This is a genomic window from Micromonospora yongxingensis (assembly GCF_052601155.1).
The window spans coordinates 27,593-51,822 of record NZ_JBQXEO010000026.1; the positions used below are offsets into that span (position 1 = coordinate 27,593).

Sequence of the window (24,230 nt, forward strand, 5' to 3'; positions counted from 1 at the left end):
TCACACCTCCCTGGAATCCGAGCCGGTGGCGATGTTGGCCGGCTCCCGCTCGGCGACCACGCGCGTGATGCGCGGGCTCGGTGGTACCTGTAGATCCATCGGTGGCAGCGGGAAGCTGCCGTAGGGGCGGTTGTCCACCTGTTCCTGGGTGGTCGGCTTCGGCTGCGGCCGGCGGTTGGGCCAGAACAGCGTGGCGACCAGCAGGATGCCGGCCGGGATGCCGACCGCGATCAGCTTGCCGCGCGAGTCCCAGTCCTCGATGGAGCGCAGGCCCGACAGGACCAGGATCCAGACCAGGTTGATCGGCAGCAGCACCTTCCAGCCGAAGCGCATGAACTGGTCGTAGCGCAGCCGGGGCAGCGTGCCGCGCAGCCACACGAAGACGAAGACCAGCGCGATCACCTTGCCGAAGAACCAGAGCATCGGCCACCAACCGGAGTTGGCGCCCTCCCAGATCGTGATCGGCCACGGCGCCCGCCAACCGCCGAGGAACAGCGTGGTGGTGACCGCGGACATGGTCACCATCGCGACGTACTCGCTGAGCATGAAGAGCGCGAACTTCAGCGAGCTGTACTCGGTCATGAAGCCGGCGACCAGCTCGGACTCGGCCTCGGGCAGGTCGAACGGTGCCCGGTTGGTCTCGCCCACGGTGGAGATGAAGAAGATGATGAAGCTGGGCAGCAGCAGGATCGCGTACCAGCCCGGCGCCGGGATCGAGTTGCCGAAGATCGTCAGCTCGGTGCCGTGCCCCTGCTGCGCGACGATCCCGCTGGTGCTCATCGTGCCGGCGGTCATGAACACCGCCACGATCGAGAGCCCCATGGCGACCTCGTAGGAGATCATCTGGGCGCTCGACCGCAGGCCGCCGAGCAGCGGGTACGTCGAGCCGGAGGCCCACCCGCCCAGCACGATGCCGTAGACGCCCATCGAGGAGCAGGCCAGCAGCACCAGCACCGCCACCGGCACGTCGGTGACCTGCAACGGCGTGTGGTGGCCGAAGATGCTCACCATCGGGCCGAACGGCACCACCGACAGCGCGGTGACCGCGCAGATCACCGAGATGGTCGGCGCGAAGAAGTAGACGACCTTGTCGGCCGCCTTCGGCAGGATGTCCTCCTTGAAGGCCATCTTCAGACCGTCGGCGAGCGTCTGCAGCAGGCCGAACGGACCGACCTGGTTGGGGCCGGGCCGCACCTGCATGTAGCCCACCACGCGCCGCTCGAACCAGACACCGAGCAGGGTGGCCAGCAGACCGAAGGCGAACGCGAAGACAATCTTGATGAGGACCAGCCACCACGGATCCCGGCCGAAATCGGCCAGCGTCGGGTCCTGGGCCAGGTAGGACGGGCTCACTGGTTACCCCCAGCGTTGAGGAGCGGACCCGGGAGACCGGCCTCGTCCGCCGCCACGCGCCCGGCCGGAACGGCCGCGCCCGGTGCGGGGACGGAGATCCGGACGACCGCGCCGGACGTCGCCCCGAGGCTGCGTCGCACGGTCGAGCCCGGTGAGTTGGTCGGCAGCCAGACGACGCCGTCCGGCATCTCGGTGATCTCCGCCGGCAGGGTGAGCGCCCCCCGGTCGGTGCCCACCGTGACCGCGTCGCCGTCGGCGACGCCCAGCGCCTCCGCGGTGCCCTTGCCCAGCCGGACCACCGGCGGGCGGGCGGTGCCGGCGAGGTTCTCGTCGCCGTCGGTCAGGGTGCCCAGGTCGACCAGCTGGTGCCAGGTGGCCAGCACGGCCTCCCCGGCGCGCGGGTGCGGCACGGTGCCCGGCGCCACCGACGGCGGCGCCGGCCGCTGGGTGCGCGTCGCCGGCAGCGCGCCCAGCTCGCGGCGCACGCTCGGCACGTCCGCGGTGCCGAGCCGCACGTCGAGCAGCGCGGCCAGCGCGTCGAGCACCCGGCCGTCGGTCATCGCGGCGGTCTGCAGAACCGCCTCGAACGGGCGCAGCCGGCCCTCCCAGTCCAGGAAGCTCCCGGCCTTCTCGACCACCGGGGCGATCGGCAGCACCACGTTGGCCCGCCGGGTGACCGCGCTGCCGCGCAGCTCCAGGCTGACCAGGAACGGCACCGCGTCCAGGGCGGCCTCGGCCAGCCGCGGGTCGGCCAGGTCGGCCGGGTCCACACCGCCCACCACCAGCGCGCCGAGCTGCCCGTTGGCCGCGGCCGACAGGATCTGGTCGGTGTCCCGACCAGCCTGGCTCGGGATCACCCCGGCCGGGATGTCCCAAGCCTCACCCAGCTCGGCCCGGGCGGCCGGCTCGTTGACCAGCCGACCACCGGGGAGCAGGTTGGGCAGGCAGCCGGCGTCGACCGCGCCGCGGTCACCCGCGCGTCGCGGCACCCAGGCCAGCTTCGCGCCGGTACGCCGGGCCACGTCCGCCGCCGCGGAGAGCCCGCCCGGCACACTGGCCAGCCGCTCGCCGACGATCAGGATCGCACCCGGTGCGCTCAGCGCCTCGGAGACCGTGGCGTGCTCGGCCAGCACGCTGGCCTCCTCGCCCGGCACGACCCGGGCCAGCTTTGCGCCCAGCTTCTCCAGCCCGCGGGTGGCGAACGGCGCCAGCGCGTACACCGTCAGCGTCTTCTTCAGGTACGCCTTGCGCAGCCGCAGGAAGAGGATCGGGCACTCCTCCTCCGGCTCCAGGCCCACCAGCACCACGGCCGGCGCGTTCTCCACGTCGGTGTAGGTGACGTCGGTGACCCCGGCGACCGAGCTGGCCAGGAAGTCGGCCTCCTCGCGGGAGACCGGCCGGGCCCGGAAGTCGATGTCGTTGGTGTTCAGTGCCACCCGGGCGAACTTCGCGTACGCGTAGGCGTCCTCGACGGTCAGCCGACCACCGGTGAGCACCGCCGTGCCCTGCCCACCGTCCCGGGCCGCGCGCAGCCCCTCGGCGGCGACGGTGAGCGCCTCGCTCCAGGATGCCTCCCGCAGCTCACCGGTGCGCTCGTCGCGGACCAGCGGGTTGGTCAGCCGGTCGGTGGCCCGGGTGTACTGGAAGCCCCAGCGTCCCTTGTCGCAGTTCCACTCCTCGTTCACGGCCGGCTCGTCGCCGGCCAGCCGGCGCAGCACCTTGCCGCGCCGCCAGTCGGTGCGCTGCCCGCAGCCGGCCGAGCAGTGCTCGCAGACGCTGGGGCTGGAGACCAGGTCGAACGGGCGGGCCCGGAACCGGTACTGGGCGCCGGTCAGCGCACCCACCGGGCAGATCTGCACGGTGTTACCGGAGAAGTAGGAGTTGAACGGCACGTCGCCCGCGTCGCCCTGCTCGCCGTACGCGTCGTCCCGGTAGATGTTGATCTCTTCGGCGGACGACCGGCCCATCAGGTCGATGAACTTGTCGCCGGCGATCTCCTCCGAGAACCGGGTGCAGCGCTGGCAGAGCACGCAACGCTCGCGGTCCAGCAGCACCTGGCTGCTGATCGCCATCGGCTTCTCGTACTCCCGCTTGTGCTCGTGGAAGCGCGAGTCGGTGCGGCCGGTGGACATCGCCTGGTTCTGCAGCGGGCACTCGCCGCCCTTGTCACACATCGGGCAGTCCAGCGGGTGATTGAGCAGCAGCAGCTCCATCACCCCCTCCTGCGCCTTCTTGGCCACCGGCGAGGTGATCTGGGTGCGGACGACCATGCCGTCGGCGACGGCCTGGGTGCAGGAGGCCACCGGCTTGCGCTGCCCCTCCACCTCGACCAGGCACTGCCGGCACGCGCCGGCCGGAGCCAGCAGCGGGTGGTCGCAGAACCGGGGGATCTCGGTGCCCATCTGCTCGGCGACCCGGATCAGCAGCGTCCCCTTGGGGGCGGTGACCTCGACGCCGTCGATGGTGAGGGTGACGGTCTCGGTCTGCTTGGCTACGTCGGTCATCAGTGCGCCCCTACCAGGGTCTTTTCCGACAGCTTGGGTGCGGTACGACCCTCGATGTAGTCGAGGTAGTCCTGCTTGAAGTACTGCAACGACGAGGTCACCGAGCTGGTCGCGCCGTCACCGAGACCGCAGAACGAGCGGCCGAGGATGTTGTCGCAGGTGTCCAGCAGGGTGTCCAGGTCCTCGTGGGTTCCCTGGCCGGCGAGGATCCGACGGTAGACCCGCACCATCCAGTAGTTGCCCTCGCGGCACGGCGTGCACTTGCCGCACGACTCGTGGTGGTAGAACTCCAGCCACCGGTACGTCGCGTAGACCGGGCAGTCCTGGTCGGAGAAGATCTGCGTGGCCGTGGTGCCCAGGATCGAGCCGGCCGCCGCCACCCCCTCGAAGTCCAGGGGCACGTCCAGGTGCTCGGCGGCGAGCAGCGGGGTCGACGAGCCGCCCGGGGTCCAGAACCGCAGGTTGTGGCCGGGCTGCATCCCACCGGCCAGCTCCAGCAGCTCCCGCAGCGTGATGCCCATCGAGCACTCGTACTGGCCGGGGTTGACGATCCGGCCGGAGAGCGAGTAGATCATCGGCCCGGACGACTTCTCCGTGCCCATGGACTTCCACCAGTCGGCTCCACCGAGCACGATCGGCGGCACGCTGGCGATGGTGCCGACGTTGTTCACCACCGTCGGGCTGGCGTACAGGCCGTGGGTGGCCGGGAACGGCGGGCGCAGCCGGGGCTGACCCCGGAACCCCTCCAGCGAGTCCAGCAGCGCCGTCTCCTCGCCGCAGATGTACGCCCCGGCGCCGGAGTGCACCACCAGCTCCAGGTCGTAGCCGCTGCGCAGGATGTTGCGGCCGAGGTAGCCCTTGTCGTACGCCTCCTGGACCGCGTTGCGCAGCCGGCGCGCGGCGTGCACCGCCTCGCCCCGGATGTAGATGTAGGCGCGGCTGGCCCGGATCGCGTACGACGCGATGATCACGCCCTCGACCAGCGCGTGCGGGTCGTGGGTCATCAGCGGCAGGTCCTTGCAGGTGCCCGGCTCGCCCTCGTCGGCGTTGACCACCAGGTAGTGCGGCTTGCCGTCGCCCTGCGGGATGAAGCCCCACTTGAGACCGGTGGGGAAACCGGCGCCACCCCGGCCGCGCAGCCCGGAGTCCTTGATGAGCTGGATCAGGTCGTCGGGGTGGGCCTTGAGGGCCTTGCGCAGCGCGGCGTAGCCGTCGAGCTGCTCGTAGGTGCCGATGCGCCAGGCGTCCGGCGACAGCCAGCGCTTGGTCAGCACCGGCGTCAGCTTGGCCAGCGTCTCCGGGCGGGGAGTGGTCACTTCTGTGCCCCCGTTTCGCTCGCGCCGGCGGAGTTCGCGCCACCGGCGCTCGCCGACGCTTCGTTGAGGTTGCGCTCCTGCGCGCCGGTGGAGTCACCGGCGGGCTTGCCGTCGCCGGCCGGCTCGTTGGCCGCCACGCCGGCGGCCTCCGCCTCCCGCGCGTCGCGCGGGGCCGGCGGCGAGGTCTCCGCCGGGACCTTGGTGCCAGGGGCGTCCGGCGCGGGGGTCGCCGCGTCCGGCTGCCGGGTCTCGGCGGTACGCACCTGCGGCGACTTGTCGTCCGGTGCCTTCACGTCCGGCGCGGTGCTGCCCGTCGCGGCGGCGGGCTCGCCGACGCGGGGCGTACCCGTCGGAGCGGACGCTCCGTCGCCACCCTTCACCGGGCCGACCTGCGCGGCGGGCGCCTCGACCGGCTTCGCGGCAGCCTCGGCCGCCTTCGCCTTCGCGGCCGCCTTGTCCGCCTCGGCCTTGCTGCGGATCGGAGTGTTCGGGTCGAAGCCCGGCACCGAGACCCCGTGCTGCTGCGCCAGCCGGAGCCCGCGCAGGGTGGGCTCGCCCGGCCCGCCGTCGGCGACCGCGCCCTCACGCCCGTCGGCGAAACCGGCGAGCTGCACCGCCATCTCCTTCAGCGTGCAGAGCCGGGCGCCCCGGGTCGGCATCGGCCGGCCGCCGGCGCGCAGCTCGTCGACCACCCCGACGGCGGTGGACGCGTCCACGCCGTCGAAGAAGTCGTAGTTGACGGTCATCACCGGGCCGTAGTCGCAGGCCGCCAGACACTCGGCGTGCTCCAGGGTGATCTTCCCGTCGGCGGTGGTCTCGTCGTGCCCGACGCCGAGGTGCTCGGCGAGGGTGTCGTAGACCTCCTGGCCGCCCAGCACGTTGCACATGGTGTTGGTGCAGACGCTGACCAGGAAGTCGCCGGTCGGCTTCCGCTTGTACATGGTGTAGAAGGTGGCCACCGCGCCGACCTGGGCCTTGTTCAGCCCCAGCACCTCGGCGCAGAACGCGACCCCGGCCGGGGAGACGTACCCCTCTTCGGCCTGGACCAGGTGCAGCAGCGGCAGCAGCGCCGAGCGGGACCGGTCCGCCGGGTAACGGGCGATGATCTCGCGCGCCCGCTCCCGGGTCTCGTCAGTGAACGTCGTCGTCATCGGTCACACCCACCCATCACCGGGTCCAACGAGGCGCCGCCGGCGATCACGTCGGCGATCAGGCCGCCCTCGGCCATCGCCGGGAGGGCCTGGAGGTTGACGAAGCTCGGCTCCCGGTAGTGCACCCGGTACGGCCGGGTGCCACCGTCGGAGACCGCGTGCACGCCCAACTCGCCACGGGGCGACTCGATGCCGACGTACACCTGGCCGGGCGGGACCCGGAAGCCCTCGGTGACCAGCTTGAAGTGGTGGATCAGCGACTCCATCGACTGACCCATGATCTTCGCGACGTGCTCCAGCGAGTTGCCCATGCCGTCGACGCCGATGGCCAGCTGCGCCGGCCACGCGATCTTGCGGTCGGCAACCATCACCGGACCCGGACGGAGCCGGTCCAGCGCCTGCTCGACCAGCTTCATCGACTCCCGGATCTCGGCGAGCCGGACCTGGTAGCGGCCCCACACGTCACCGTCGGGGTGGGTCGGCACGTCGAACTCGTACGTCTCGTAGCCGCAGTACGGCATGGTCTTGCGCAGGTCCCACGCGAGGCCGGCGGAGCGGAGCACCGGACCGGTGATGCCGAGCGCCACACAGCCGGTCACGTCCAGCACCGCGACGTTCTTGGTGCGCTCGGTCCAGATCGGCTGGCCGGAGAGGAGGTCCTCGTACTCCTTGAGCTTCTTCGGCATCATCTTCAGGAACTCGCGGATCTTGACGATCGCCTCGTCCGGCACGTCCTGCGCCACACCGCCCGGCCGGACGTACGCGTGGTTCATCCGCAGGCCGGTGATGGTCTCGAAGATGTCGAGGATGTACTCCCGCTCGCGGAAGCCGTACAACATGATCGAGATCGCGCCCAGCTCCATGCCGGTGGTCGCCAGCCAGACCAGGTGCGAGGAGATCCGGTTGAGCTCCATCATCAGCACGCGGATGGTGGTGGCCCGCTCGGTGATGTCGTCGGTGATGCCGAGCAGCTTCTCGACCGCCAGCGCGTACGCCGTCTCGTTGAACAGCGGAGCGAGGTAGTCCATCCGGGTCACGAAGGTCGAGCCCTGCACCCAGTTGCGGTATTCGAGGTTCTTCTCGATGCCGGTGTGCAGGTAGCCGATGACCGAGCGGGCCTCGCGGACCGTCTCGCCCTCCAGCTCCAGGACCAGCCGCAGCACCCCGTGCGTGGACGGGTGCTGCGGACCCATGTTGACCACGATCCGCTCGTCGTGGATCGGGTCGGTGCCCGAGACGATCGTGTCCCAGTCCCCACCGGTGACGGTGAAGACCCTGCCCTCGGTGGTCTCGCGCTCGGTCGCGTAGTTAGACGTGGTCACTGGTAGGACCTCCTCCGGTCCGGCGGCGGGATCTCGGCGCCCTTGTACTCGACGGGCACACCACCGAGCGGGTAGTCCTTGCGCTGCGGGTGGCCCTCCCAGTCGTCCGGCATGAGGATCCGGGTCAGGTTGGGGTGGCCGTCGAAGACGATGCCGAACATGTCGTACGCCTCGCGCTCCTGCCAGTCCGCGGTCGGGTAGACCGCGGTCACGCTGGGCAGGTGCGGGTTCTCGACGGAGACCGCGGCCTCCAGCCGGACCCGGCGCCGGTAGGTCATCGAGGTGAGCAGGTAGACCACGTGCAGGCGCCGCTCGTCGGCACCGAGGTAGTCCACGCCGGACACCGACGAGCACAGCTCGAAGCGCAGCGCGAGGTCGTCCCGCATCACCTGGCAGACCTCGGCGATCCGCTCCGGTCGTACGTGCAGGGTCAGCTCGCCCCGGTCGACCACGACCTTCTCGATCGCGTCGCCGAAGGCCGGGTAGGCCTCCTCCAGCGCGTCGCGGACCTCGTCGAAGTAGCCGCCGTACGGCCGGGCGGCCTCCTCGATCGGCTGGCGCTGGCGGACCAGCCCGCCGTAGCCGGACACGTCGCCGGAGCCCTGGTTGCCGAACATCCCCCGGCCGGCCGGACTGGCCGGCGGGTACTCGGCGGGGGCGGTGCTGCTGGCGCCGGCCGGGGTGACCGGTACCGGCACACCGCCGTCGTTGTTCCTGTCGTTCGGTGCGGTCACCGTGCCCACCTTCCGTTCCCGACTGCGGGGCCCCGCTCCGCTGTACTCCGCACGCTCACTTGGGGCCCCTCTGCGCGTGGAGGTGGTTCTGCGCGTTCATCCAGTTCTCGATCCGCAACTGCTCCTCGCGCCCCTCGCGGACCGCCTGGGTCCACTCGGCACGCCGGGCCTTGTCGTTGCGGTACGAGGACGGCATCGAGCCGTAGGGCACGACGGGGATGTCGCCGCGCTCCTGACGGGCCGCCAGCATCTTGCGGCCGTTCGGACCCAGCGGCTCGTACATGATCTTCTCGCGGAGCTTGAGGATCGCGTCGATGAGCATCTCGGGCCGGGGCGGGCAGCCGGGCAGGTACATGTCGACCGGCACCACGTGGTCGACGCCCTGCACGATCGCGTAGTTGTTGAACATGCCGCCGCTGCTGGCGCAGACGCCCATGGAGAGCACCCAGCGGGGCTCGGCCATCTGGTCGTAGATCTGGCGCAGCACCGGTGCCATCTTCTGACTCACCCGGCCGGCCACGATCATCAGGTCGGCCTGCCGGGGCGAGGCCCGGAAGACCTCCATGCCCCAGCGACCCATGTCGTAGTGCGGGCCACCGGCGGCCATCATCTCGATGGCGCAGCAGGCCAGGCCGAAGGTGGCGCCCCACACGGACGACTTCCGGGACCAGTTGACCAGCTTCTCCACCGAGGTGAGCAGGACGCCGGCGGGAAGCTTCTCCTCGATGCCCATCTGACGTTCCTTCCTCAGTCCCAGTCCAGGCCGCCGCGCCGCCACACGTAGGCGTACGCGACGAAGACCGCGACGATGAACAGGACCATCTCCACGAAGCCGAAGATCGGCAGGGCGTCGAACGAGACCGCCCAGGGGTAGAGGAAGATGATCTCGATGTCGAAGACGATGAAGAGCATCGCCGTCAGGTAGAACTTGATCGGGAACCGCCCACCGCCGACCGGCTGGGGGCTCGGCTCGATGCCGCACTCGTAAGCCTCGAGTTTGGCCTTGTTGTAGCGATGGGGACCGGCGAAGCGGGCGGCGCCAACGGAGAACAGCGAGAACGCCGCGGCGAGGGCGAACAGCCCGATGATCGGTGCGTAAGGCGAGAGCGACATCGTATTCTCCTGCTCGTCCTTCCCTGCCCTCGGTGCTTGACGAAAATCACACTATTCACGTCCCTCGCGGTGGCTGCCGGCGGGGGTCGATCTTTGTCGGTGTCGGCGCTGTGACCAGCACCGATGCCGTCCTACTTATACGGCTGGCGCTGCTTTCGTCATCGCGTTGATGACCCGGTCCATCGCGTCCCCACCACGGGGGTCGGTCAGGTTGGCCAACAGTTTGAGCACGAAACGCATCAGCGTCGGGTGCGGCATGCCGTGTTTGGTGGCGATCCGCATGATCTCGGGACGGCCGATCAGCTTCACGAAGATGCCGCCCAGCCGGTAGTAGCCGCCGAGCCGGGCCTTCAGCTCGTTCGGGTACGCCATCAGCGCCCGCTCCCGCTCCGGGCCGGCCGGCCGCGCGAGGGCCTGCACCGCGACCTCCGCGGCCAGTTCGCCGGACTCCATGGCGTACGCGATGCCCTCGCCGTTGAAGGGGTTGACCATGCCGCCGGAGTCACCGACCAGCAGGACGCCGCGGGTGTAGTGCGGCACGCGGTTGAAGCCCATCGGCAGCGCGGCGCCGAGGATCGGGCCGTCGGCGTTGGTCTCGTCGGTCATGCCCCAGTCGGCGGGCGTGTTCGCCAGCCAGTCGGTCAGCAGCCGGCGGTAGTTGGTCTTGCCGAACGCGGAGGACGAGTTGAGCACGCCGAGACCGACGTTGACCCGCCCGTCGCCGAGCCCGAAGATCCAGCCGTACCCGGGCAGCAGGTTGTCGCCGCTGTCCTTGCTGCGCAGCTCCAGCCACGACTCCAGGTAGTTGTCGTCGTGCTTGGCGGGCGAGCGGTAGTAGCGGCGGACGGCGACGCCGATCGGCCGGTCCTCCCGCTTGGCCAGGCCGAGAGCGAGCGGAAACCGGCCGGAGACCCCGTCGGCCGCCACGACCAGCGGGGCGTGGAAGGTGGCCGGGGTCTTGTCCGGGCCCACCTCGGCCTCGACGCCGGTCACCCGGCCGTCGCCGTCGAGCACCGGGCCCAGCACGTTGACGCTGGTCTGCAACTTGGCGCCGGCGGCCACCGCCCGCTGGGCGAGCAGGTCGTCGAAGTCCAGTCGGGTGCGCACGAGACCGTAGTTGGGGAAGCTGGCCAGGTCGGGCCAGTCCAGCTCCAGGCGCACGCCGCCGCCGATCACCCGCAGGCCGCGGTTGTGCAGCCAGCCGGCCTCGGGCGAGGTGTCCACGCCCATCCGGATGAGCTGGCGCACCGCGCGCGGGGTCAGCCCGTCGCCGCAGACCTTCTCCCGGGGGAACTCGGTCTTCTCCAACAGCAGCACCCGAACGCCGTGCCGGGCCAGGTGGTAAGCCGTTGCGGATCCACCGGGACCGGCGCCCACGACGATGACGTCGGCATCGTGCTCCACCGCGGTCATTCGCGCCTCCTCCCGCACGCTCGTGAAATGCTTCACAAGCCAGACGGGACGAGTGTATGACCGGCGTCATACCAGCGCAGGATCAGGGGTACCTAACTCGCCGATGTGACAGCCAATGACCGTCCACAGCGGCCAGGTGTCAGGCCGGGCTGGGCGCGTCCAGGCCCGCGTCGACCCGGATCGTCTCCGGCAGGTGCTCGCGCAGCGCGCCCCCGGCCGCCCGATCCAGCGCGCCCAACACCTCGGCGACGACCTGCCGGACGTCCGCCGGATCGGCACCGGCCAGCGCGCGCAACTGCGCGATGAGTTCGGCCGCGTCGTCGTCGGTGGCGGCCACCGGGTCCGCCGGGTCTGCTCCGGTCATGCGGACGAGCGTACGGGGCAAAGTGGACTAAAGTCGGATATTCACGAAATCTGAATATCCTCCGCGCCCGCGCCGTGGTCCGGCGTTACTCGCGGATCCCCCGGTGCAGCGCGACCACCCCGCCGGTCAGGTTGCGCCAGGCCACCCGGCCCCAGCCCGCCGCCGCGACCCGCCCGGCCAGCGCCGCCTGGTCCGGCCAGGCGCGGATCGACTCGGCCAGGTAGACGTACGCCTCGGGGTTGCTGGACACCGAACGGGCCACCGCCGGCAGCGACCGCATCAGGTACGACAGGTAGACCGTCCGGAACGCCGGGTTGACCGGGGTGCTGAACTCGCAGACCACCAACCGTCCACCGGGTCGGGTGACCCGGGCCAGCTCGCGCAGCGCGGCGTCGGTGTCGTTGACGTTGCGCAGCGCGAAGGAGATGGTCACCGCGTCGAAGCTGGCGTCGGCGAACGGCAGCCGCAGGGCGTCTCCCGCCAGCAGCGGCACCTCGGGCCTGACCCGCTTGCCGGCGTACAGCATGCCCAGCGACAGGTCGGCACCGACCGCGTACGCCCCCGACTGGGCCAGCTCCCGCGTCGAGACGCCGGTGCCCGCGCCGACGTCCAGCACCCGCTCGCCGGGCCGCAGCCCGAGCGCCGCCCGGGTGGACCGACGCCAGGAGCGGTCCTGGCCGAAGGAGAGCACCGTGTTGGTCAGGTCGTAGCGCTCGGCCACGCCGTCGAACATCGCGGCGACCTCGTGCGGCTGCTTGTCCAGACTGGCGCGCTGGCCCTGCGGGGTACGGCTCACCCCTTCACTCTGCCAGCCGCCGTCGAGCCGACGACGGCTGGGTGGCGCGGAGCACCCCGTACGCGAAAGGGCGGGGTGGTCGCCCACCCCGCCCTCGCGTCGCGTCGTCGTCAGTCGGTCGACTTCTCGTCGCCCGGTGCGACCAGGACGACCCTGCGCCGGCGGGAGAGCACCAGCAGCGCTCCGCCCGCGAGCAGGATGATGCCGCCGATGCCGCCGATCAGACCTGCCTGCACACCGGTCACCGGCAGTCCGCCGCCGGAGCCACCACCGGCGGTCGGCGACGTGGTCGCGCCCGGCGTCGTCGAGCCGCTCGGGCTCGGCGTGGCCGTCGGGGTGGGCGAGGGCTGCGCGGTCAGGTCGACGAAGACGTCGAAGATCGCCTGGTTGTCGCCCTCGTCGGTCTCGGTGAAGGACTTCCGCTGGGCGCTGGTGGCCAGCTCCGGCTGCTCCTCGGGCTGACCCGCCGAGCCGTCCAGACCCTGCGCGAACAGCTCACCGAGGCGCAGCACGGGCTCGGTGACGTCCGCGCCGACCGTCACCTTGATGTCCGCCGTGTAGTACTCGCCTGGCTTGATCACCGCGCCGTCGTCCTGGCAGAGCGCCTGGACGATACCGCCGAAAGTCTGCTGCTCGCAGGTGTCCGGCAGGGTGGCGAAGGTGACGCCCGCCGGGAGCGTGAGCACGTACGAGAGGCCGGTGGCCTTGCGGCTGCCGTCGTTGTAGACCGCCCAGTCCAGCGGCACGGTCTCACCAGGCCGCACGGGCCGCAGGTCGGGGTCGTCGCCCTTGACGCCGTTCACCACGACGTTGGCGTTGACGTCCTGCACCCAGCTGGTCAGGTCGTAGCCGGGCCTGGTGACGGTGATCTCGTGCTCGACCTCGTTGTCGAGAGGTTGGGGGTCGGAGGTGGCCGAGTTGATGGTGACCACCAGCGTGCCGGCGTCGCCGCGACCACCGGTGGAGAAGAGCGGGACGCCGAAGTCCTCGCTGGTGCCGGCCGGCAGGTCGCCGAGCGGGCAGGTGAACTTCTTGCCCTGCACCTGGCAGCCGTCGGGCACCAGGACCCCGACCTTGTTCCTCTTCAACCGGCTGGTGTCCACGGTGTAGGTGACGCCCTTGGCGTCGACCGTGCCGCGGGTGTTGTCGACCGTGAACTTGAAGGGCTTCGCCTTGGCCGCCTTGACGCCCTTGGCCAACTCGGAGCTGATCGGCGTCAGGGCCAGGTCGGCCTCGTCGGCGGCGTACGCGGGGGCGGCCACGGTGGCGAGGCCACCGGCCGCGAGCAGGGCCACGACGCCGACGCGCGCCAGGGCCGAGCGGTGGAACGCTGTCATCAGTCCCCCGGGGGATAGGGAAGAAAGAGTGGTTGCGGAACGAGCGGACGTTATCCGAGGTCGATCTCCCGCGCCAGCGCGCGGGGCCGCTTTCATCCGTCCGGTCGGGGGTGGGAAGACGGTACGGGCGGAATGGTCGCCCATCCCGCCCGTACCGCCGTGCGTTATATGAACGACCCTCACGGGTCGATGGAGGACCGCCCTCGCGGCGCGGTGGCCAGGACAATGAGACCACCCGCCACCAGCACCGTCGCGCCGATTCCGCCGATCCGCGTCGGCGGGTCCCGCGCACGGTGGCGACGGATACGAGGCGGGACGCTAGCGGCCGGCGATCATCTCCACCACCCCTGACCGGGCAGCTCGGGCGTCGTGGCGACCGGGACCACCCGTACCGCCGAGGGCATGCGGGCGGGAGCACGAGCCCCGGTCAGCCGAACGGCCGGGGTCTGACCAGCCTCAGTTGACCTCGACCAGCGGCAGGGACCGACCGGCACCGCCGCCGGGCAGCGCGATCGAGGAGAAGTGCGAGACCACCCGCTCGTCGGTCGGGTCGTCGGCCGGCGTGTGGTGCACGGCCAGACGGTGGTAGAGAGTGTCCCGCTGCGCCGGGATGCGGTCCGCCGAGCGGATCATGCCGATCAGCTCGTGCAGGTTGGAGCGGTGCCGGGCGCCGGCCGAGGAGATGACGTTCTCCTCCAGCATGATCGAGCCGAGGTCGTCCACGCCCATGTGCAGGGCGAGCTGCCCGACGTCCTTGCCGGTCGTCAGCCAGGACGCCTGCAGGTGCGGCACGGTCTCGAAGAAGAGCCGGGCCACCGCGACGAGACGCAGGTATTCCAGCGTGGTCGCCTGGGTGCGGCCCTTGAGGTGGTTGTTCTCCGGCTGGTACGTCCACGGGATGAAGGACCGGAAACCACGGGTGCGGTCCTGCACGTCGCGGATCATGCGCAGGTGCTCGATCCGCTCGGCGTGCGTCTCGCCGGTGCCCATCATCATGGTGGCGGTCGACTCGATGCCCTGCCGGTGGGCCAGTTCCATGACCTCCAGCCACCGCTCACCCGACTCCTTGAGGGGCGCGATGGCGCGGCGCGGCCGCTCGGGCAGCATCTCCGCGCCGGCGCCGGCGATCGAGTCCAGGCCGGCGGCCTTGATCCGGGCGATGGCCTCGTCCAGGCTCACCCCGGAGACCTTGGCCATGTGCAGGATCTCGCTCGGCCCGATCGAGTGGATGACCAGCTGGGGGTACGCCTGCTTCACCGAGGAGAACAACTCCTCGTAGTACTCGACGCCGTAGTCCGGGTGGTGCCCGCCCTGGAGCATCACCTGGGTCGCGCCAAGCTCGACCGCCTCGCCGCAGCGACGCAGGATCTCCTCGGTCGGGTGGGTCCACCCTTCCTTGTGCTTGGGCGCCCGGTAGAAGGCGCAGAACTTGCACGCCGTCACGCAGACGTTGGTGTAGTTGATGTTGCGATCGATCAGGTACGTGACGACGTTGTCCGGGTAGCGCCGCCGGCGCACCGCGTCCGCCGCCTCGCCCAACGCGTGGAAGGGCGCCTCGGTGTAGAGCAGCAGGGCCTCCTCGGGCGTGATCCGCCCGCCGTCCGCGCCGCGCTGCAGGATGTCGTCGATCTCCCGGCTCACCGTCACACCCCGAGCCTACGCCGACGACACGTCCCTTCCCTGAGGGGTGCTTAAGGCTGTGATTCGCTCCGCACACGGCGGGATCGCGCTGGAGCCAGCACCGAGCGGGGTCGTCGCCACACCTCTCCGCGATCTTGCATTTACTGTCGCGACAGATGGGGCAACCCGTGCATATCGACGACCGAAACTGCAAGATCGGCGCGGACGGGCGGACGGGCGGACGGCGCGGACGGGCGGTCAGGCGTCGTAGTCGACCGTGAGCTTGTCGGTGGTTGGGCTGGACTGGCAGGTCAGGACGTAGCCCGCGGCCAACTCGTCGGGCTCCAGGGCGTAGTTGCGGGCCATCGTGACGGCCCCGTCGACGACCTTCGCCTTGCAGGTTGAGCAGACGCCACCCTTGCAGGCGTACGGCAGCTCGCCGCGCACCTTCAGCGCGGCGTCCAGCACCCGCTCGTCGCGGCCCATGGTGAAGCTCGACGACCGGCCGTCCAGCACGATGGTGACCTCGGCCCCGGCACCCGGCTGGTCCACCGCACGGCGCACCGGCTCCGGCGGCGCGTCGACGTGGAACAACTCGGTGTGCACCGCGGCCTCGGGCAGCCCACGCGCGGTCAGCACGTCGCGGACGTCGAGCACCATGGCGTACGGGCCGCAGAGGAACCACTCCTCGATGGCGTCCCCCGGCACGATGGTGCCCAGCAACCGGGTCAGCCGCTCGGCATCGATCCGCCCGGAGAGCAGCGGTGACTCGCCCTGCTCGCGGGAGAGCACGTGCACCAGGTGCAGCCGGGTCGGATAGCGGTCCTTCAGGTCGGCCAACTCCTCGGCGAACATCACCGTGTTCGCCGTGCGGTTGCCGTACACCAGGGTGAAGGTGCTGGCCGGCTCGACGGCCAGGGCGGTCGCGACCAGCGCGAGCACCGGGGTGATCCCCGAGCCGGCGACGACCGCTCCGTAGTGCCGCGCACGGTCCGGCGTGAAGGCCGTGGTGAAGGTGCCCAGCGGCGGCAGCACCTCGACGGTGTCACCGCCGCGCAGGGCACCGCAGGCGAAGGCCGAGAAGGCGCCCCCGGGAATCTCCCGCACCCCGATCCGCAGCCGGCCGTCCCGGGCGAGGTCGTCGGGGGTGGAGCAGATGGAGTACGACCGGCGCACGTCGGTGCCGTCGTCGGCCACCCGTCGCACGGTGAGGTGCTGACCCGCGCGGAACGCGAAGGTCTCCCGCAACTCCTCGGGCACGGCGAAGGTGACCGCCACGGAGTCGTCGGTGAGCCGGTCGACGGCGGCGACCGGCAGCGGGTGGAAGACCGGCCGGCGGCGGACCGGACGGGTGATCGTGACTGTCACAGCGCCTTCAGGTGGTCGAAGGGTTCGGCGCAGGAGCGGCAACGCCACAGCGCCTTGCACGCCGTGGAGCCGAAGCGGCTGACCTGCTCGGTTTCCGGGGAGCCGCAGAGCGGGCAGCGCACCGCGAGGGTCAGCGGCACCACGCCGGCGGTGGGCACCGGGGCCGGCGGAGCGATCCCGGCGGCGGCGAGCTTGGCCCGCCCGCCGTCGCTGATCCAGTCGGTGCTCCACGCCGGGCTGAAGACCGTGCGGACCTCGGCGTCCGGGTGACCGGCGACGGCCAGCGCGCGGCGGATGTCGGCGCGGATCACGTCCATCGCCGGGCAGCCGGTGTACGTCGGCGTGATGGTGACGGTGACCCGACCGCTGACCGGGTCCTCCTCGACCGCGCGGAGGATGCCCAGCTCGTCGATGGTGATCACCCGGATCTCCGGGTCCACGACGGCCGCGACGGCGTCCCGCGCGCTCACGGTTCCTCGGTCGTTCGCGACTGCGGGGCTCCGCTGCGCTGCACTCCTCGCGCTCACCGTGCCGCCTCCGCTCGCGACTGCGGGGCTCCGCTGCGCTGCACTCCTCACGCTCACCACCTGGCTCCCGGGTGGGCGCGATGCAGGACCTGCATCTCGGCCAGCAGGTAGGACAGGTGCTCGGTGTGCACCCCGGCCCGGCCGCCGGCCGGCGCCCAGGCGCTCTCCGGTCGGGTGAGCGTCGCCTCGGTCAGCACCGGGCCGACGGTCTCGTCGAAGGCCGACCGCAGGGTGGCCGGGTCGACCGGCGCCGCCGGATCCGCCGCGAACAGCTCCTGCGTGTACGGCCAGACCTGGTCGACGGCCGCCTGCATCCGGCGGTGCGACTCCTCGGTGCCGTCGCCGAGCCGCTTCACCCACAGTGAACCGTGGTCCAGGTGGTACGCCGACTCCTTGCGCGCCTTGGCACCGATCGCGGCCAGCCGCTCGTCGGCGCATCCGGCCAGCGCGGTGTACAGCGGCAGTTGGTACGCCGCCAGGAAGAACAGCTTCGCCATGGTCACCGCGAAGTCGCCGTTGGGCAGCTCGACCAGCAGGACGTTGCGGAACTCGCGGTCGTCACGCAGGTACGCCAACGCGTCCTCGTCCCGGCCGGCGCCCTCCATCTCGCCCGCGTACGACAGCAGAAGACGGGCCGCGCCGAGCTGGTCGAGGGCGATGTTGGTCAGCGCGATGTCCTCTTCCATCTCCGGGGCGCGACTGGTCCACTCGGCCAGCCGTTGCGCGGCGATCAGCGCGTCGTCGCCGAGGGCGAGGGTGAAGTCGAGGGGACCGTTCACAGGTGGGCCACCCCGTCCGGCACCTCGTAGAAGGTGGGATGGCGGTAGACCTTGTCGGCGGCCGGGTCGAAGAAGGCGTCCTTCTCGTCCGGGCTGGAGGCGGTGATCGCACCGGCCGGCACCACCCAGATCGACACGCCCTCCTGCCGCCGCGTGTAGAGGTCGCGGGCGTTGCGCAGGGCCAGCTCGGCGTCGGGGGCGTGCAGGCTGCCGACGTGGGTGTGCGAGAGCCCGCGCCGGGCACGCACGAAGACCTCCCACAGTGGCGTCTGCTCCCTGCTGGTCGACTCGCTCACGCCGCTACCTTCTCCTTCTGTTCCGCCCGCTTGGCGGCGTACGCCGCAGCGGCCTCGCGCACCCACGCGCCGTCGTTGTACGCGGCCCGCCGGTGTGCCATCCGCTCCCGATTGCACGGCCCGTCGCCGGAGATCACCCGCATCAGCTCGTCGTAGTCCGGCTGGGTGTAGTCGTACGCCTGCCGCTCCTCGTTCCAGCGCAGGTCGTCATCCGGGATGCGCAACCCGAGGATCTCCGCCTGCTGGACGCACATGTCCACGAAGCGCTGCCGCAGATCGTCGTTCGAGAAGCGCTTGATCTTCCAGGCCATCGACTGGGCGGAGTGCGTGGAGTTGCCGTCCGGCGGGCCGAACATGGCCAGCGACGGGTACCACCAGCGGTCCACCGCGTCCTGGGCCATGGCCTGCTGCGCGGGGGTGCCGTGCGCGAGGGTGTGCAGGATCTCGTAGCCCTGGCGCTGGTGGAACGACTCCTCCTTGCAGACCCGGATCATGGCCCGGGCGTACGGGCCGTAGGAGCAGCGACATAGGGGCACCTGGTTGACGATCGCCGCGCCGTCGACCAGCCAGCCGATGGCACCCATGTCAGCCCAGGTCAACGTGGGGTAGTTGAAGATCGAGCTGTACTTCTGCCGCCCTTCGAGCAACAGCCGGACCAGCTCGTCGCGGCTGACGCCGAGGGTCTCGGCGGCGGCGTAGAGATAGAGGCCGTGGCCCGCCTCGTCCTGCACCTTGGCCAGCAGGATCGCCTTGCGCTTGAGCGACGGCGCCCGGCTGATCCAGTTTCCCTCCGGCTGCATGCCGATGATCTCGGAGTGGGCGTGCTGGGCGATCTGCCGGATCAGCGTCTTGCGGTACGCCTCCGGCATCCAGTCGCGCGGCTCGATCTTCTGCTCCGCGCCGACCACCTCGTCGAAGTACGTCGCCAGGTCCTCGTCGGGTGCGGGGGCGCCGCGGCGCTGACGCGCGGCGGCGGCACGCAGCTCGGCCTCGGCCGCCTCGACCTCGCCGAGAAGGCCGCCGCCGGTTGCGTCGTCCGGGGCGGAGAAGTCGTTGCCATACATGAGGACAAGTGTTACAGCTTGCGCCCCGATGCACTAGGGGGTGTAACAGGAAACCCGAGTCACCTTCCGTCACGGTTTGGGCGGTTGCCCTCACGCAGAGCGACCGAGCTGACTATGACTTGGCTCACTGCACAAAGATGAATCCTCCTAGAAGCCGCATACCGTCTCGATATCCCGCCTTTATTGCACCTCGACAGGTGTCGGGCTCTGGTGGTCGGCCCGTCCAGACGTAGACTTCTGCCGGTCACACGATCGGCTGCCCAGAATCGCCGTCTCCACAGAGGCCACCTCCCCCGGCCTCGGCGATCGCACCGGTCGCCCCGGACAACAAGCCGGTCCCCCCGGCCCTGACATCTGGAGCTCACCCAACTCATGCGATCCCGCGTGATCATGGTGTTCGCCGTCGTGGCGGTTCTGCTCGGTGGCGTCCTGCTGGTTCCCGCCGCGTACGCCCGGCTCGCCGGCGACGACAGCAGCGGAGGCGGCGGTGGCGGCGCCGGAAGTGTCGCCGCGCCCTCGCCCACCCCTCCGCCACCGCCCACGCTGGCGGCTGGCCCGGTGTCGGTGAATTTCAAGGGCGAGTTCTTCTCCTGGGCCCTGCTGGACCGGGAGACGGGCACGATCTCCGGGTCGCCGAACATGACCGCGACCAGCTCCACCGAGTCGATGATCAAGGCCTGGATCGTCTCCGACTACCTCCGGCAGCTCAAGGACAAGGAGCCGTCGGCCGCGCTGAAGGAGGCGGCCCGGCTCGCCATCATCGACAGCAACGACGGCGCGGCCAACAAGGTGCACGCCGCCGCGGGCGGCTCGTACAAGCCCTCGAAGAGCAGCACGCCCGACGCGGTGATCCAGCGGGCGATCAAGATCTGCGGGCTGACCGACACCAAGCGCGGCAACGTCGAGCCGTACACCGGCTATTGGAGCTTCACCCGGATGTCCCCGCGCGACGCGGCCCGGCTCGGCGACTGCATCGCCGACGGCAAGGCCGCCGGCCCGAAGTGGACCAAATGGGTGCTGGATCAGATGAGCAAGGTCAGGGGCACCACGGCGGCCAAGGACCAGAAGGCCACCTACGGCGGCGGGCGCTGGGGGATCATCAACGGCCTGCCGAAGTCGATCACCGCCCAGGGCCCGGTCAGCATGAAGAACGGCTGGACGCCGCTCAACTACGACGGCAACTGGCACGTCAACTGCCTCGCCGTCAACGGCAAGTGGAGCCTCGCGGTGATGCTGCGGTACTCGATCAAGTCCAGCCTGGACTACGGCGCCCAGGTCTGCGCCAGCGTGGCCACCCAACTCGTCACCCCGCAGCCCGGCGCCGCGCTCAAGGTGCCGCAGCAGCCGGCCGGGAAGCTCTGATGGCCGGCAACCGTCGGGCGGACCGGCGGGGCGGCGGTGAGGCATCCCCGCTGCGGCTGATCGCGATCGCGGTCATCCTGATCGGGCTGGTGCTGGTGTCCCTGCGGCTGATCCCGGGGTCGCCGTTCGAGTCGTCCGCCGCCGCCCGCTGGGGCGACTCGGGCACGACCAGTGACCGGTCCACCGGCACCCCCACCGACCGCAGCGCCCGCCAGCCGGCACCGAGCCCGAGCCCCACCCCGTCGCTGGAGCCGCTGCCGTTCCAGGCCAGGGACCTCAACCTGGACATCGAGGGCTGGTACTCCTGGAGCGTGCTCGACCGTCGCACCGGGAAGATCATCGGCTCCAAGAACATGAACGAGACCAGCACCACCGCTTCGATGATCAAATCGTGGATCGTCGCCGACTATCTGCGTCGCGCCGCCGACGCCGGCGAGACGCCGAGCGACGCGAAGCTCGCCGACGCCACGCGCATCATCCGCGACAGCGACAACACCCGGGCCGAGCAGTTCTACAACTCGGTCGGCCGGGACGCCTCGATCCGGCGTCTGCTCTCGATGTGCAAGCTGACCGACAGCAGCGTCGCCCCCGACAAGGGCTGGAGCCGGACGGCGCTCTCCCCCCGGGACACCGCCCGGCTGGGCAACTGCATCGCCACCGGCACCGCCGCAGGGCCGAAGTGGACCAAGTGGCTGCTCAACGAGATGAAGCTGGTCCGCGGCGCCGGTGACTTCGGCATCCGCAAGGCCTTCCCGGCCGCGGAGCAGAAGCAGATCGCCATCAAGAACGGGTGGATCGACCGGACCAGGGAGCAGGAGATGCACATCAACTGCCTGGCCATCGGCGACACCTGGACGATGGGCGTGATGGTCAAGTACCCGATCGACATGGGCTACGACTACGGCATGAAGAACTGCGAGAAGATCACCGAGGCACTGCTCCGCCCCGGAACCTGACCTCGCCCTCCCGCCTCGGCTACCGGCTCAGGGAGTAGACCGCGCCGGGCCGGCGGCTCAGCCGGCGAAGAACTCCGGGCCGCCGTCCGTCAGCTCCGGGACCTCGCCGAGCGCGGCGGCCCGCCGGGCGAACTCCCGGAGCCCGGCGACCTGCCGGTCGCCGAGCGAGAAGTCCAGGGTCCGGAAGTACGTGGCCAGCGTCTTGGCGTCGAACGTCTCCCACCGGGCCGCCGCCTCGGCGACCTGGTCCAGCTCCGCCAGGCAGAGGTCACGCGAGCGCAGGAACGCCTCGTGCACCTCCTTGACCAGCCCCGGATGCGCGGCGGCGAAGTCACGGCGGACCGCCCACACCGCGAAGACCATCGGCAGCCCGGTCCACTCGCGCCACGCCTGCCCGAGGTCGGTGACCGTGAGGCCCCGCTGGGGCGCCTCGTACAACGCCCGCAGCGCCACGTCCCCGATCAGCACCCCGGCCTCGGCCTCCAGCAGCATCTGGGTCAGGTCCGGCGGGCAGCGGAAGTAGTCGGGGTGGACGTCGTACTGCTCGGCGAGCAGCAACTGGGCCAGCATCACGCCGGTCCGCGAGGTCGAGCCGAGCGCCACCCGGGCGCCGTCCAGCTCGCCGAGGGGCTTCGTGGAGACGATGTTGACCGACAGCACCGGCCCGTCGCTGCCCACCGCCAGGTCCGGCAGGAGAAGCAGCTCGTCGGCGTGCTTCAGGTACTCCACGAGGGTGATCGGGCCGATGTCCAGGTCACCGGCGACCAGCGAGGCGCTCAACCGGTCCGGCGAATCCTTGTGCAGGTCGACGTCGAGCAGCGCTCCGGAGCGCATCAGACCCCAGTAGATCGGCAGGCAGTTCAGGAACTGGATGTGCCCGACCCGGGGACGTGCGATGCGCTCAGCCATGACCCGACCGTATCCCTGGCCTCCGGCCGCGGCTCGGCGGGCCGGCCCGGAGTGGCCAAGCCCGCATCCGCGCCGGCCGGCCGCCGTACGGCCCGGGCGACGACCGGCACGAAGACCAGCACCACCAGGAGCCCCGCCACGCCGGCGCCGGCGATCAGGGGCCGGGGCGGAGCGGCGGCGAGCAGCGCGCCGCCGAGCAGGAAGCCGGTCATCGAGCCGCCCTGCACCGCAGCGCCGTAGCTGGCGTACGCCCGGGCGCGCACCGCCTCCGGCACCCGACGAGCGATGAGCAGGTTGGCGAAGACGTTCTCGCCGCCGTTGGCCGCGCCGCCCACCAGCCAGAGCGGCACCAGCAGGGCCGCCGTCGGCACCGTCGCGGCGAGCAGCACCATCAGGCTGCAACCGGCCAACGTGACCAGCACGCCACGGACCAGCGCGGCATCGTCGGTGAGCCGCCTGGCGAGCCGGGCGGCCAGCCAGCCACCGGGCAGCATCCCGGCCATCCAGGCAGCACTGACCAGCCCGTAGGTCGTCGGCGAGCCGTTCAGGGTCTCCCGGATGAAGAAGACCTCGATCACGTTGATTCCGCCGATCGCCGCGATCACCACCGCGGTACTCACCACCATGACGAGCATCAGCGGGTCCCGCCGCAGCCGCCAGCCCTTCGCCGTACCGCCGGGGTTGGCCGGGGTGGCCGTCGTGGCGGCACTCCGCCGACCACCGCGACGGGTCCGCAGCAGCAGGCCCGCGACCACCAGCGCCAGGTAGGTCGCGGCGTCGAGCAGCAGCGGTACGCGCGTGCCGAACTGCCCCACCAGCAGCCCGGCCAGCACCGGCCCGCCGAGCGCGCCGAGGGAGACAGCCGTCTGGCTGATCGCGCTCGCCCGGGGCAGGTCCTCGGGGCGGACCATCGCCGGCAGCAGCGCCGCCAGGCAGGGCTGGGTCACCGCGAGCCCGCACGCGAGCAGCGTGACGAGCCCGACCACCAGGACCGGATGGTCGGCGAGGGCGAGCAGCGCGCAGATCGCTGCCTGCGCCAACCCGACGGTGACCAGGAGGGTACGGCTGTCCACCCGGTCGGCGAGCCGGCCCGCCAGTGGGGCGAGCAACACGAGAGGGAGGGTGGCGGCCAACAGCAGCCCCGACACGGCGAGCCCACCGGCGCCGGCACCCTGCAGGGCCAGCGCGAGCGCGGTGGCCGCGAGGAAGTCGCCGCATATCGTGGTGCCCCGCGCGGTGGCGGCGAGCCAGACATCCGGCCAGCGCGACTCGACAGTTGTGAAGGACATACTTCGAAAATAATGCTTCACAACTGGTCGACACAAGCCCCTACGGCAGCGGCACCACGTGGTACTGCACCGAGACGGCTCGCGACCCCGGCGGCGGATCGGCCCGGCGGTTGCGCTGGCGGTAGGGCTCCAACACCGCCGACACCGCCTCGTTCACCCCGGCCATCTCCTCTGCGGTCAGCAGCAGCAGCGTGTCGCTGAACAGCGCCACGTCGTACCACTCGGCCGGCTCCTCGCCGGCGCGCCGCAACCAGTCCCTGGTCCGTTCCATGTCCCGAACCGCGTGCGCCTCCACCAGCGCCTGCTCGGCCGCACGCGCGTCGGGACCGGCCTCGCGGCCCGCGTCGACCATCCAGTTGGAGCTGAACGTGCGCCACACCCGCTCGCGCGCGTCCCCCCGACTCGGCGCCTGCTCGATCAGGCCGAACTTCGCCAGCGCCCGCAGGTGGTAGCTGGTCGCGCTCGGCGACAGCCCGGCGATCTCCGCGCACTCGGTGGCGGTCCCGCCACCCTCCCGACTGCTCAGGTATTCCATGATCGCGATCCGGGCCGGATGGGCCAGCGCCCGCATCACCTGCGGGTCACTGATCGTCATCCGACGGGATTCGGGACGGGCCTCGGTCATGACCCCATGATCCCGGCCATCCGCGCGACCCG

Annotated in this window: 23 protein-coding genes; 2 read left to right on the forward strand and 21 right to left on the reverse strand. The window is 71.0% G+C overall.

Annotated features, from left to right (window positions below; genetic code table 11):
* The 18 genes from nuoH to paaA all read right to left on the reverse strand — a co-directional run bounded on the left by nuoH (window position 1) and on the right by paaA (window position 19,057).
* Window positions 1-1,353 carry an NADH-quinone oxidoreductase subunit NuoH gene (nuoH, locus tag ACTWLT_RS25650; protein ID WP_252416193.1) on the reverse strand — a complete coding sequence of 451 codons (1,353 nt, stop codon included), beginning with the start codon at window positions 1,351-1,353 and terminating at the stop codon, window positions 1-3.
* Window positions 1,350-3,857 (reverse strand): NADH-quinone oxidoreductase subunit G, encoded by a 2,508-nt coding sequence (locus ACTWLT_RS25655; protein WP_445320554.1) that lies wholly within the window; start codon window positions 3,855-3,857, stop codon window positions 1,350-1,352. Before ACTWLT_RS25655 ends, nuoH begins: the two co-directional genes overlap by 4 nt.
* Window positions 3,857-5,173, reverse strand: a complete 1,317-nt coding sequence (gene nuoF / locus ACTWLT_RS25660) for an NADH-quinone oxidoreductase subunit NuoF (RefSeq protein ID WP_445320555.1) — start codon at window positions 5,171-5,173, stop codon at window positions 3,857-3,859. Before nuoF ends, ACTWLT_RS25655 begins: the two co-directional genes overlap by 1 nt.
* Complete coding sequence (nuoE, locus tag ACTWLT_RS25665; RefSeq protein ID WP_445320556.1) at window positions 5,170-6,324, reverse strand: NADH-quinone oxidoreductase subunit NuoE; 1,155 nt, start codon at window positions 6,322-6,324, stop codon at window positions 5,170-5,172. The genes nuoF and nuoE overlap by 4 nt, the downstream gene beginning before the upstream one ends.
* The gene (locus tag ACTWLT_RS25670) at window positions 6,321-7,646 is read right to left on the reverse strand and encodes an NADH-quinone oxidoreductase subunit D (RefSeq protein ID WP_445320557.1); all 1,326 of its coding nucleotides are present in this window, start codon (window positions 7,644-7,646) and stop codon (window positions 6,321-6,323) included. Before ACTWLT_RS25670 ends, nuoE begins: the two co-directional genes overlap by 4 nt.
* Complete coding sequence (locus tag ACTWLT_RS25675; RefSeq protein WP_252416198.1) at window positions 7,643-8,380, reverse strand: NADH-quinone oxidoreductase subunit C; 738 nt, start codon at window positions 8,378-8,380, stop codon at window positions 7,643-7,645. Before ACTWLT_RS25675 ends, ACTWLT_RS25670 begins: the two co-directional genes overlap by 4 nt.
* Before the next feature lie 55 nt (window positions 8,381-8,435).
* Window positions 8,436-9,113, reverse strand: a complete 678-nt coding sequence (locus ACTWLT_RS25680; protein WP_252416199.1) for a NuoB/complex I 20 kDa subunit family protein — start codon at window positions 9,111-9,113, stop codon at window positions 8,436-8,438.
* Window positions 9,114-9,127: 14 nt separating this feature from the next.
* Window positions 9,128-9,493 (reverse strand): NADH-quinone oxidoreductase subunit A, encoded by a 366-nt coding sequence (locus tag ACTWLT_RS25685; protein WP_121655464.1) that lies wholly within the window; start codon window positions 9,491-9,493, stop codon window positions 9,128-9,130.
* Window positions 9,494-9,628: 135 nt separating this feature from the next.
* Window positions 9,629-10,906, reverse strand: a complete 1,278-nt coding sequence (locus ACTWLT_RS25690; protein WP_252416200.1) for a geranylgeranyl reductase family protein — start codon at window positions 10,904-10,906, stop codon at window positions 9,629-9,631.
* 139 nt (window positions 10,907-11,045) lie between these two features.
* Complete coding sequence (locus ACTWLT_RS25695) at window positions 11,046-11,270, reverse strand: hypothetical protein (protein WP_252416201.1); 225 nt, start codon at window positions 11,268-11,270, stop codon at window positions 11,046-11,048.
* Between the two features lie 85 nt (window positions 11,271-11,355).
* The gene (locus ACTWLT_RS25700; RefSeq protein WP_308209399.1) at window positions 11,356-12,066 is read right to left on the reverse strand and encodes a demethylmenaquinone methyltransferase; all 711 of its coding nucleotides are present in this window, start codon (window positions 12,064-12,066) and stop codon (window positions 11,356-11,358) included.
* A gap of 110 nt (window positions 12,067-12,176) precedes the next feature.
* Window positions 12,177-13,403: an LPXTG cell wall anchor domain-containing protein gene (locus tag ACTWLT_RS25705; protein WP_445320558.1), complete on the reverse strand. Its 1,227-nt coding sequence runs from the start codon at window positions 13,401-13,403 to the stop codon at window positions 12,177-12,179.
* A gap of 456 nt (window positions 13,404-13,859) precedes the next feature.
* Window positions 13,860-15,050 (reverse strand): cyclic dehypoxanthinyl futalosine synthase, encoded by a 1,191-nt coding sequence (mqnC, locus tag ACTWLT_RS25710; RefSeq protein ID WP_445320559.1) that lies wholly within the window; start codon window positions 15,048-15,050, stop codon window positions 13,860-13,862.
* A gap of 231 nt (window positions 15,051-15,281) precedes the next feature.
* Complete coding sequence (gene paaE / locus ACTWLT_RS25715) at window positions 15,282-16,391, reverse strand: 1,2-phenylacetyl-CoA epoxidase subunit PaaE (RefSeq protein WP_445320560.1); 1,110 nt, start codon at window positions 16,389-16,391, stop codon at window positions 15,282-15,284.
* Window positions 16,388-16,861 carry a 1,2-phenylacetyl-CoA epoxidase subunit PaaD gene (paaD, locus tag ACTWLT_RS25720; RefSeq protein ID WP_445320561.1) on the reverse strand — a complete coding sequence of 158 codons (474 nt, stop codon included), beginning with the start codon at window positions 16,859-16,861 and terminating at the stop codon, window positions 16,388-16,390. The genes paaE and paaD overlap by 4 nt, the downstream gene beginning before the upstream one ends.
* Window positions 16,862-16,971: 110 nt before the next feature.
* Entirely contained in the window at window positions 16,972-17,697 is a 726-nt protein-coding gene (gene paaC, locus ACTWLT_RS25725; RefSeq protein WP_445320562.1) for a 1,2-phenylacetyl-CoA epoxidase subunit PaaC, read from the reverse strand.
* Window positions 17,694-17,993, reverse strand: coding sequence for a 1,2-phenylacetyl-CoA epoxidase subunit PaaB (gene paaB, locus ACTWLT_RS25730; protein ID WP_252416208.1), 300 nt, complete (start codon window positions 17,991-17,993; stop codon window positions 17,694-17,696). Before paaB ends, paaC begins: the two co-directional genes overlap by 4 nt.
* The gene (paaA, locus tag ACTWLT_RS25735) at window positions 17,990-19,057 is read right to left on the reverse strand and encodes a 1,2-phenylacetyl-CoA epoxidase subunit PaaA (protein ID WP_445320563.1); all 1,068 of its coding nucleotides are present in this window, start codon (window positions 19,055-19,057) and stop codon (window positions 17,990-17,992) included. Before paaA ends, paaB begins: the two co-directional genes overlap by 4 nt.
* Window positions 19,058-19,429: 372 nt before the next feature.
* On the opposite strand from paaA, the gene ACTWLT_RS25740 reads away from it, so the two are divergent.
* Window positions 19,430-20,419, forward strand: a complete 990-nt coding sequence (locus tag ACTWLT_RS25740; protein ID WP_252416210.1) for a serine hydrolase — start codon at window positions 19,430-19,432, stop codon at window positions 20,417-20,419.
* Complete coding sequence (locus ACTWLT_RS25745; protein WP_445320564.1) at window positions 20,419-21,375, forward strand: serine hydrolase; 957 nt, start codon at window positions 20,419-20,421, stop codon at window positions 21,373-21,375. The genes ACTWLT_RS25740 and ACTWLT_RS25745 overlap by 1 nt, the downstream gene beginning before the upstream one ends.
* A 57-nt stretch (window positions 21,376-21,432) precedes the next feature.
* Here ACTWLT_RS25745 and ACTWLT_RS25750 read toward each other — a convergent pair whose 3' ends face one another.
* From ACTWLT_RS25750 to ACTWLT_RS25760, 3 genes are read right to left on the reverse strand one after another with little or no spacing between them, the layout of a single operon-like run.
* A complete protein-coding gene (locus tag ACTWLT_RS25750; protein ID WP_445320565.1) occupies window positions 21,433-22,284 on the reverse strand; it encodes a menaquinone biosynthetic enzyme MqnA/MqnD family protein in 852 nt (283 codons plus the stop codon).
* Window positions 22,236-23,573: an MFS transporter gene (locus ACTWLT_RS25755; RefSeq protein WP_445320566.1), complete on the reverse strand. Its 1,338-nt coding sequence runs from the start codon at window positions 23,571-23,573 to the stop codon at window positions 22,236-22,238. The genes ACTWLT_RS25750 and ACTWLT_RS25755 overlap by 49 nt, the downstream gene beginning before the upstream one ends.
* Before the next feature lie 40 nt (window positions 23,574-23,613).
* Complete coding sequence (locus ACTWLT_RS25760; protein WP_445320567.1) at window positions 23,614-24,198, reverse strand: helix-turn-helix domain-containing protein; 585 nt, start codon at window positions 24,196-24,198, stop codon at window positions 23,614-23,616.
* Between the last annotated feature and the right edge of the window lie 32 nt (window positions 24,199-24,230).

Coding starts and splice junctions, on each gene's coding strand:
- ACTWLT_RS25655 (WP_445320554.1), bottom strand. CDS start 3,857: ATGACCGACGTAGCCAAGCAGACCGAGACCGTCACCCTCACCATCGAC.
- nuoE (WP_445320556.1), bottom strand. CDS start 6,324: ATGACGACGACGTTCACTGACGAGACCCGGGAGCGGGCGCGCGAGATC.
- ACTWLT_RS25680 (WP_252416199.1), bottom strand. CDS start 9,113: ATGGGCATCGAGGAGAAGCTTCCCGCCGGCGTCCTGCTCACCTCGGTG.
- ACTWLT_RS25685 (WP_121655464.1), bottom strand. CDS start 9,493: ATGTCGCTCTCGCCTTACGCACCGATCATCGGGCTGTTCGCCCTCGCC.
- ACTWLT_RS25690 (WP_252416200.1), bottom strand. CDS start 10,906: ATGACCGCGGTGGAGCACGATGCCGACGTCATCGTCGTGGGCGCCGGT.
- ACTWLT_RS25695 (WP_252416201.1), bottom strand. CDS start 11,270: ATGACCGGAGCAGACCCGGCGGACCCGGTGGCCGCCACCGACGACGAC.
- ACTWLT_RS25705 (WP_445320558.1), bottom strand. CDS start 13,403: ATGACAGCGTTCCACCGCTCGGCCCTGGCGCGCGTCGGCGTCGTGGCC.
- paaA (WP_445320563.1), bottom strand. CDS start 19,057: ATGTATGGCAACGACTTCTCCGCCCCGGACGACGCAACCGGCGGCGGC.
- ACTWLT_RS25740 (WP_252416210.1), top strand. CDS start 19,430: ATGCGATCCCGCGTGATCATGGTGTTCGCCGTCGTGGCGGTTCTGCTC.
- ACTWLT_RS25745 (WP_445320564.1), top strand. CDS start 20,419: ATGGCCGGCAACCGTCGGGCGGACCGGCGGGGCGGCGGTGAGGCATCC.
- ACTWLT_RS25750 (WP_445320565.1), bottom strand. CDS start 22,284: ATGGCTGAGCGCATCGCACGTCCCCGGGTCGGGCACATCCAGTTCCTG.
- ACTWLT_RS25755 (WP_445320566.1), bottom strand. CDS start 23,573: ATGTCCTTCACAACTGTCGAGTCGCGCTGGCCGGATGTCTGGCTCGCC.
- ACTWLT_RS25760 (WP_445320567.1), bottom strand. CDS start 24,198: ATGACCGAGGCCCGTCCCGAATCCCGTCGGATGACGATCAGTGACCCG.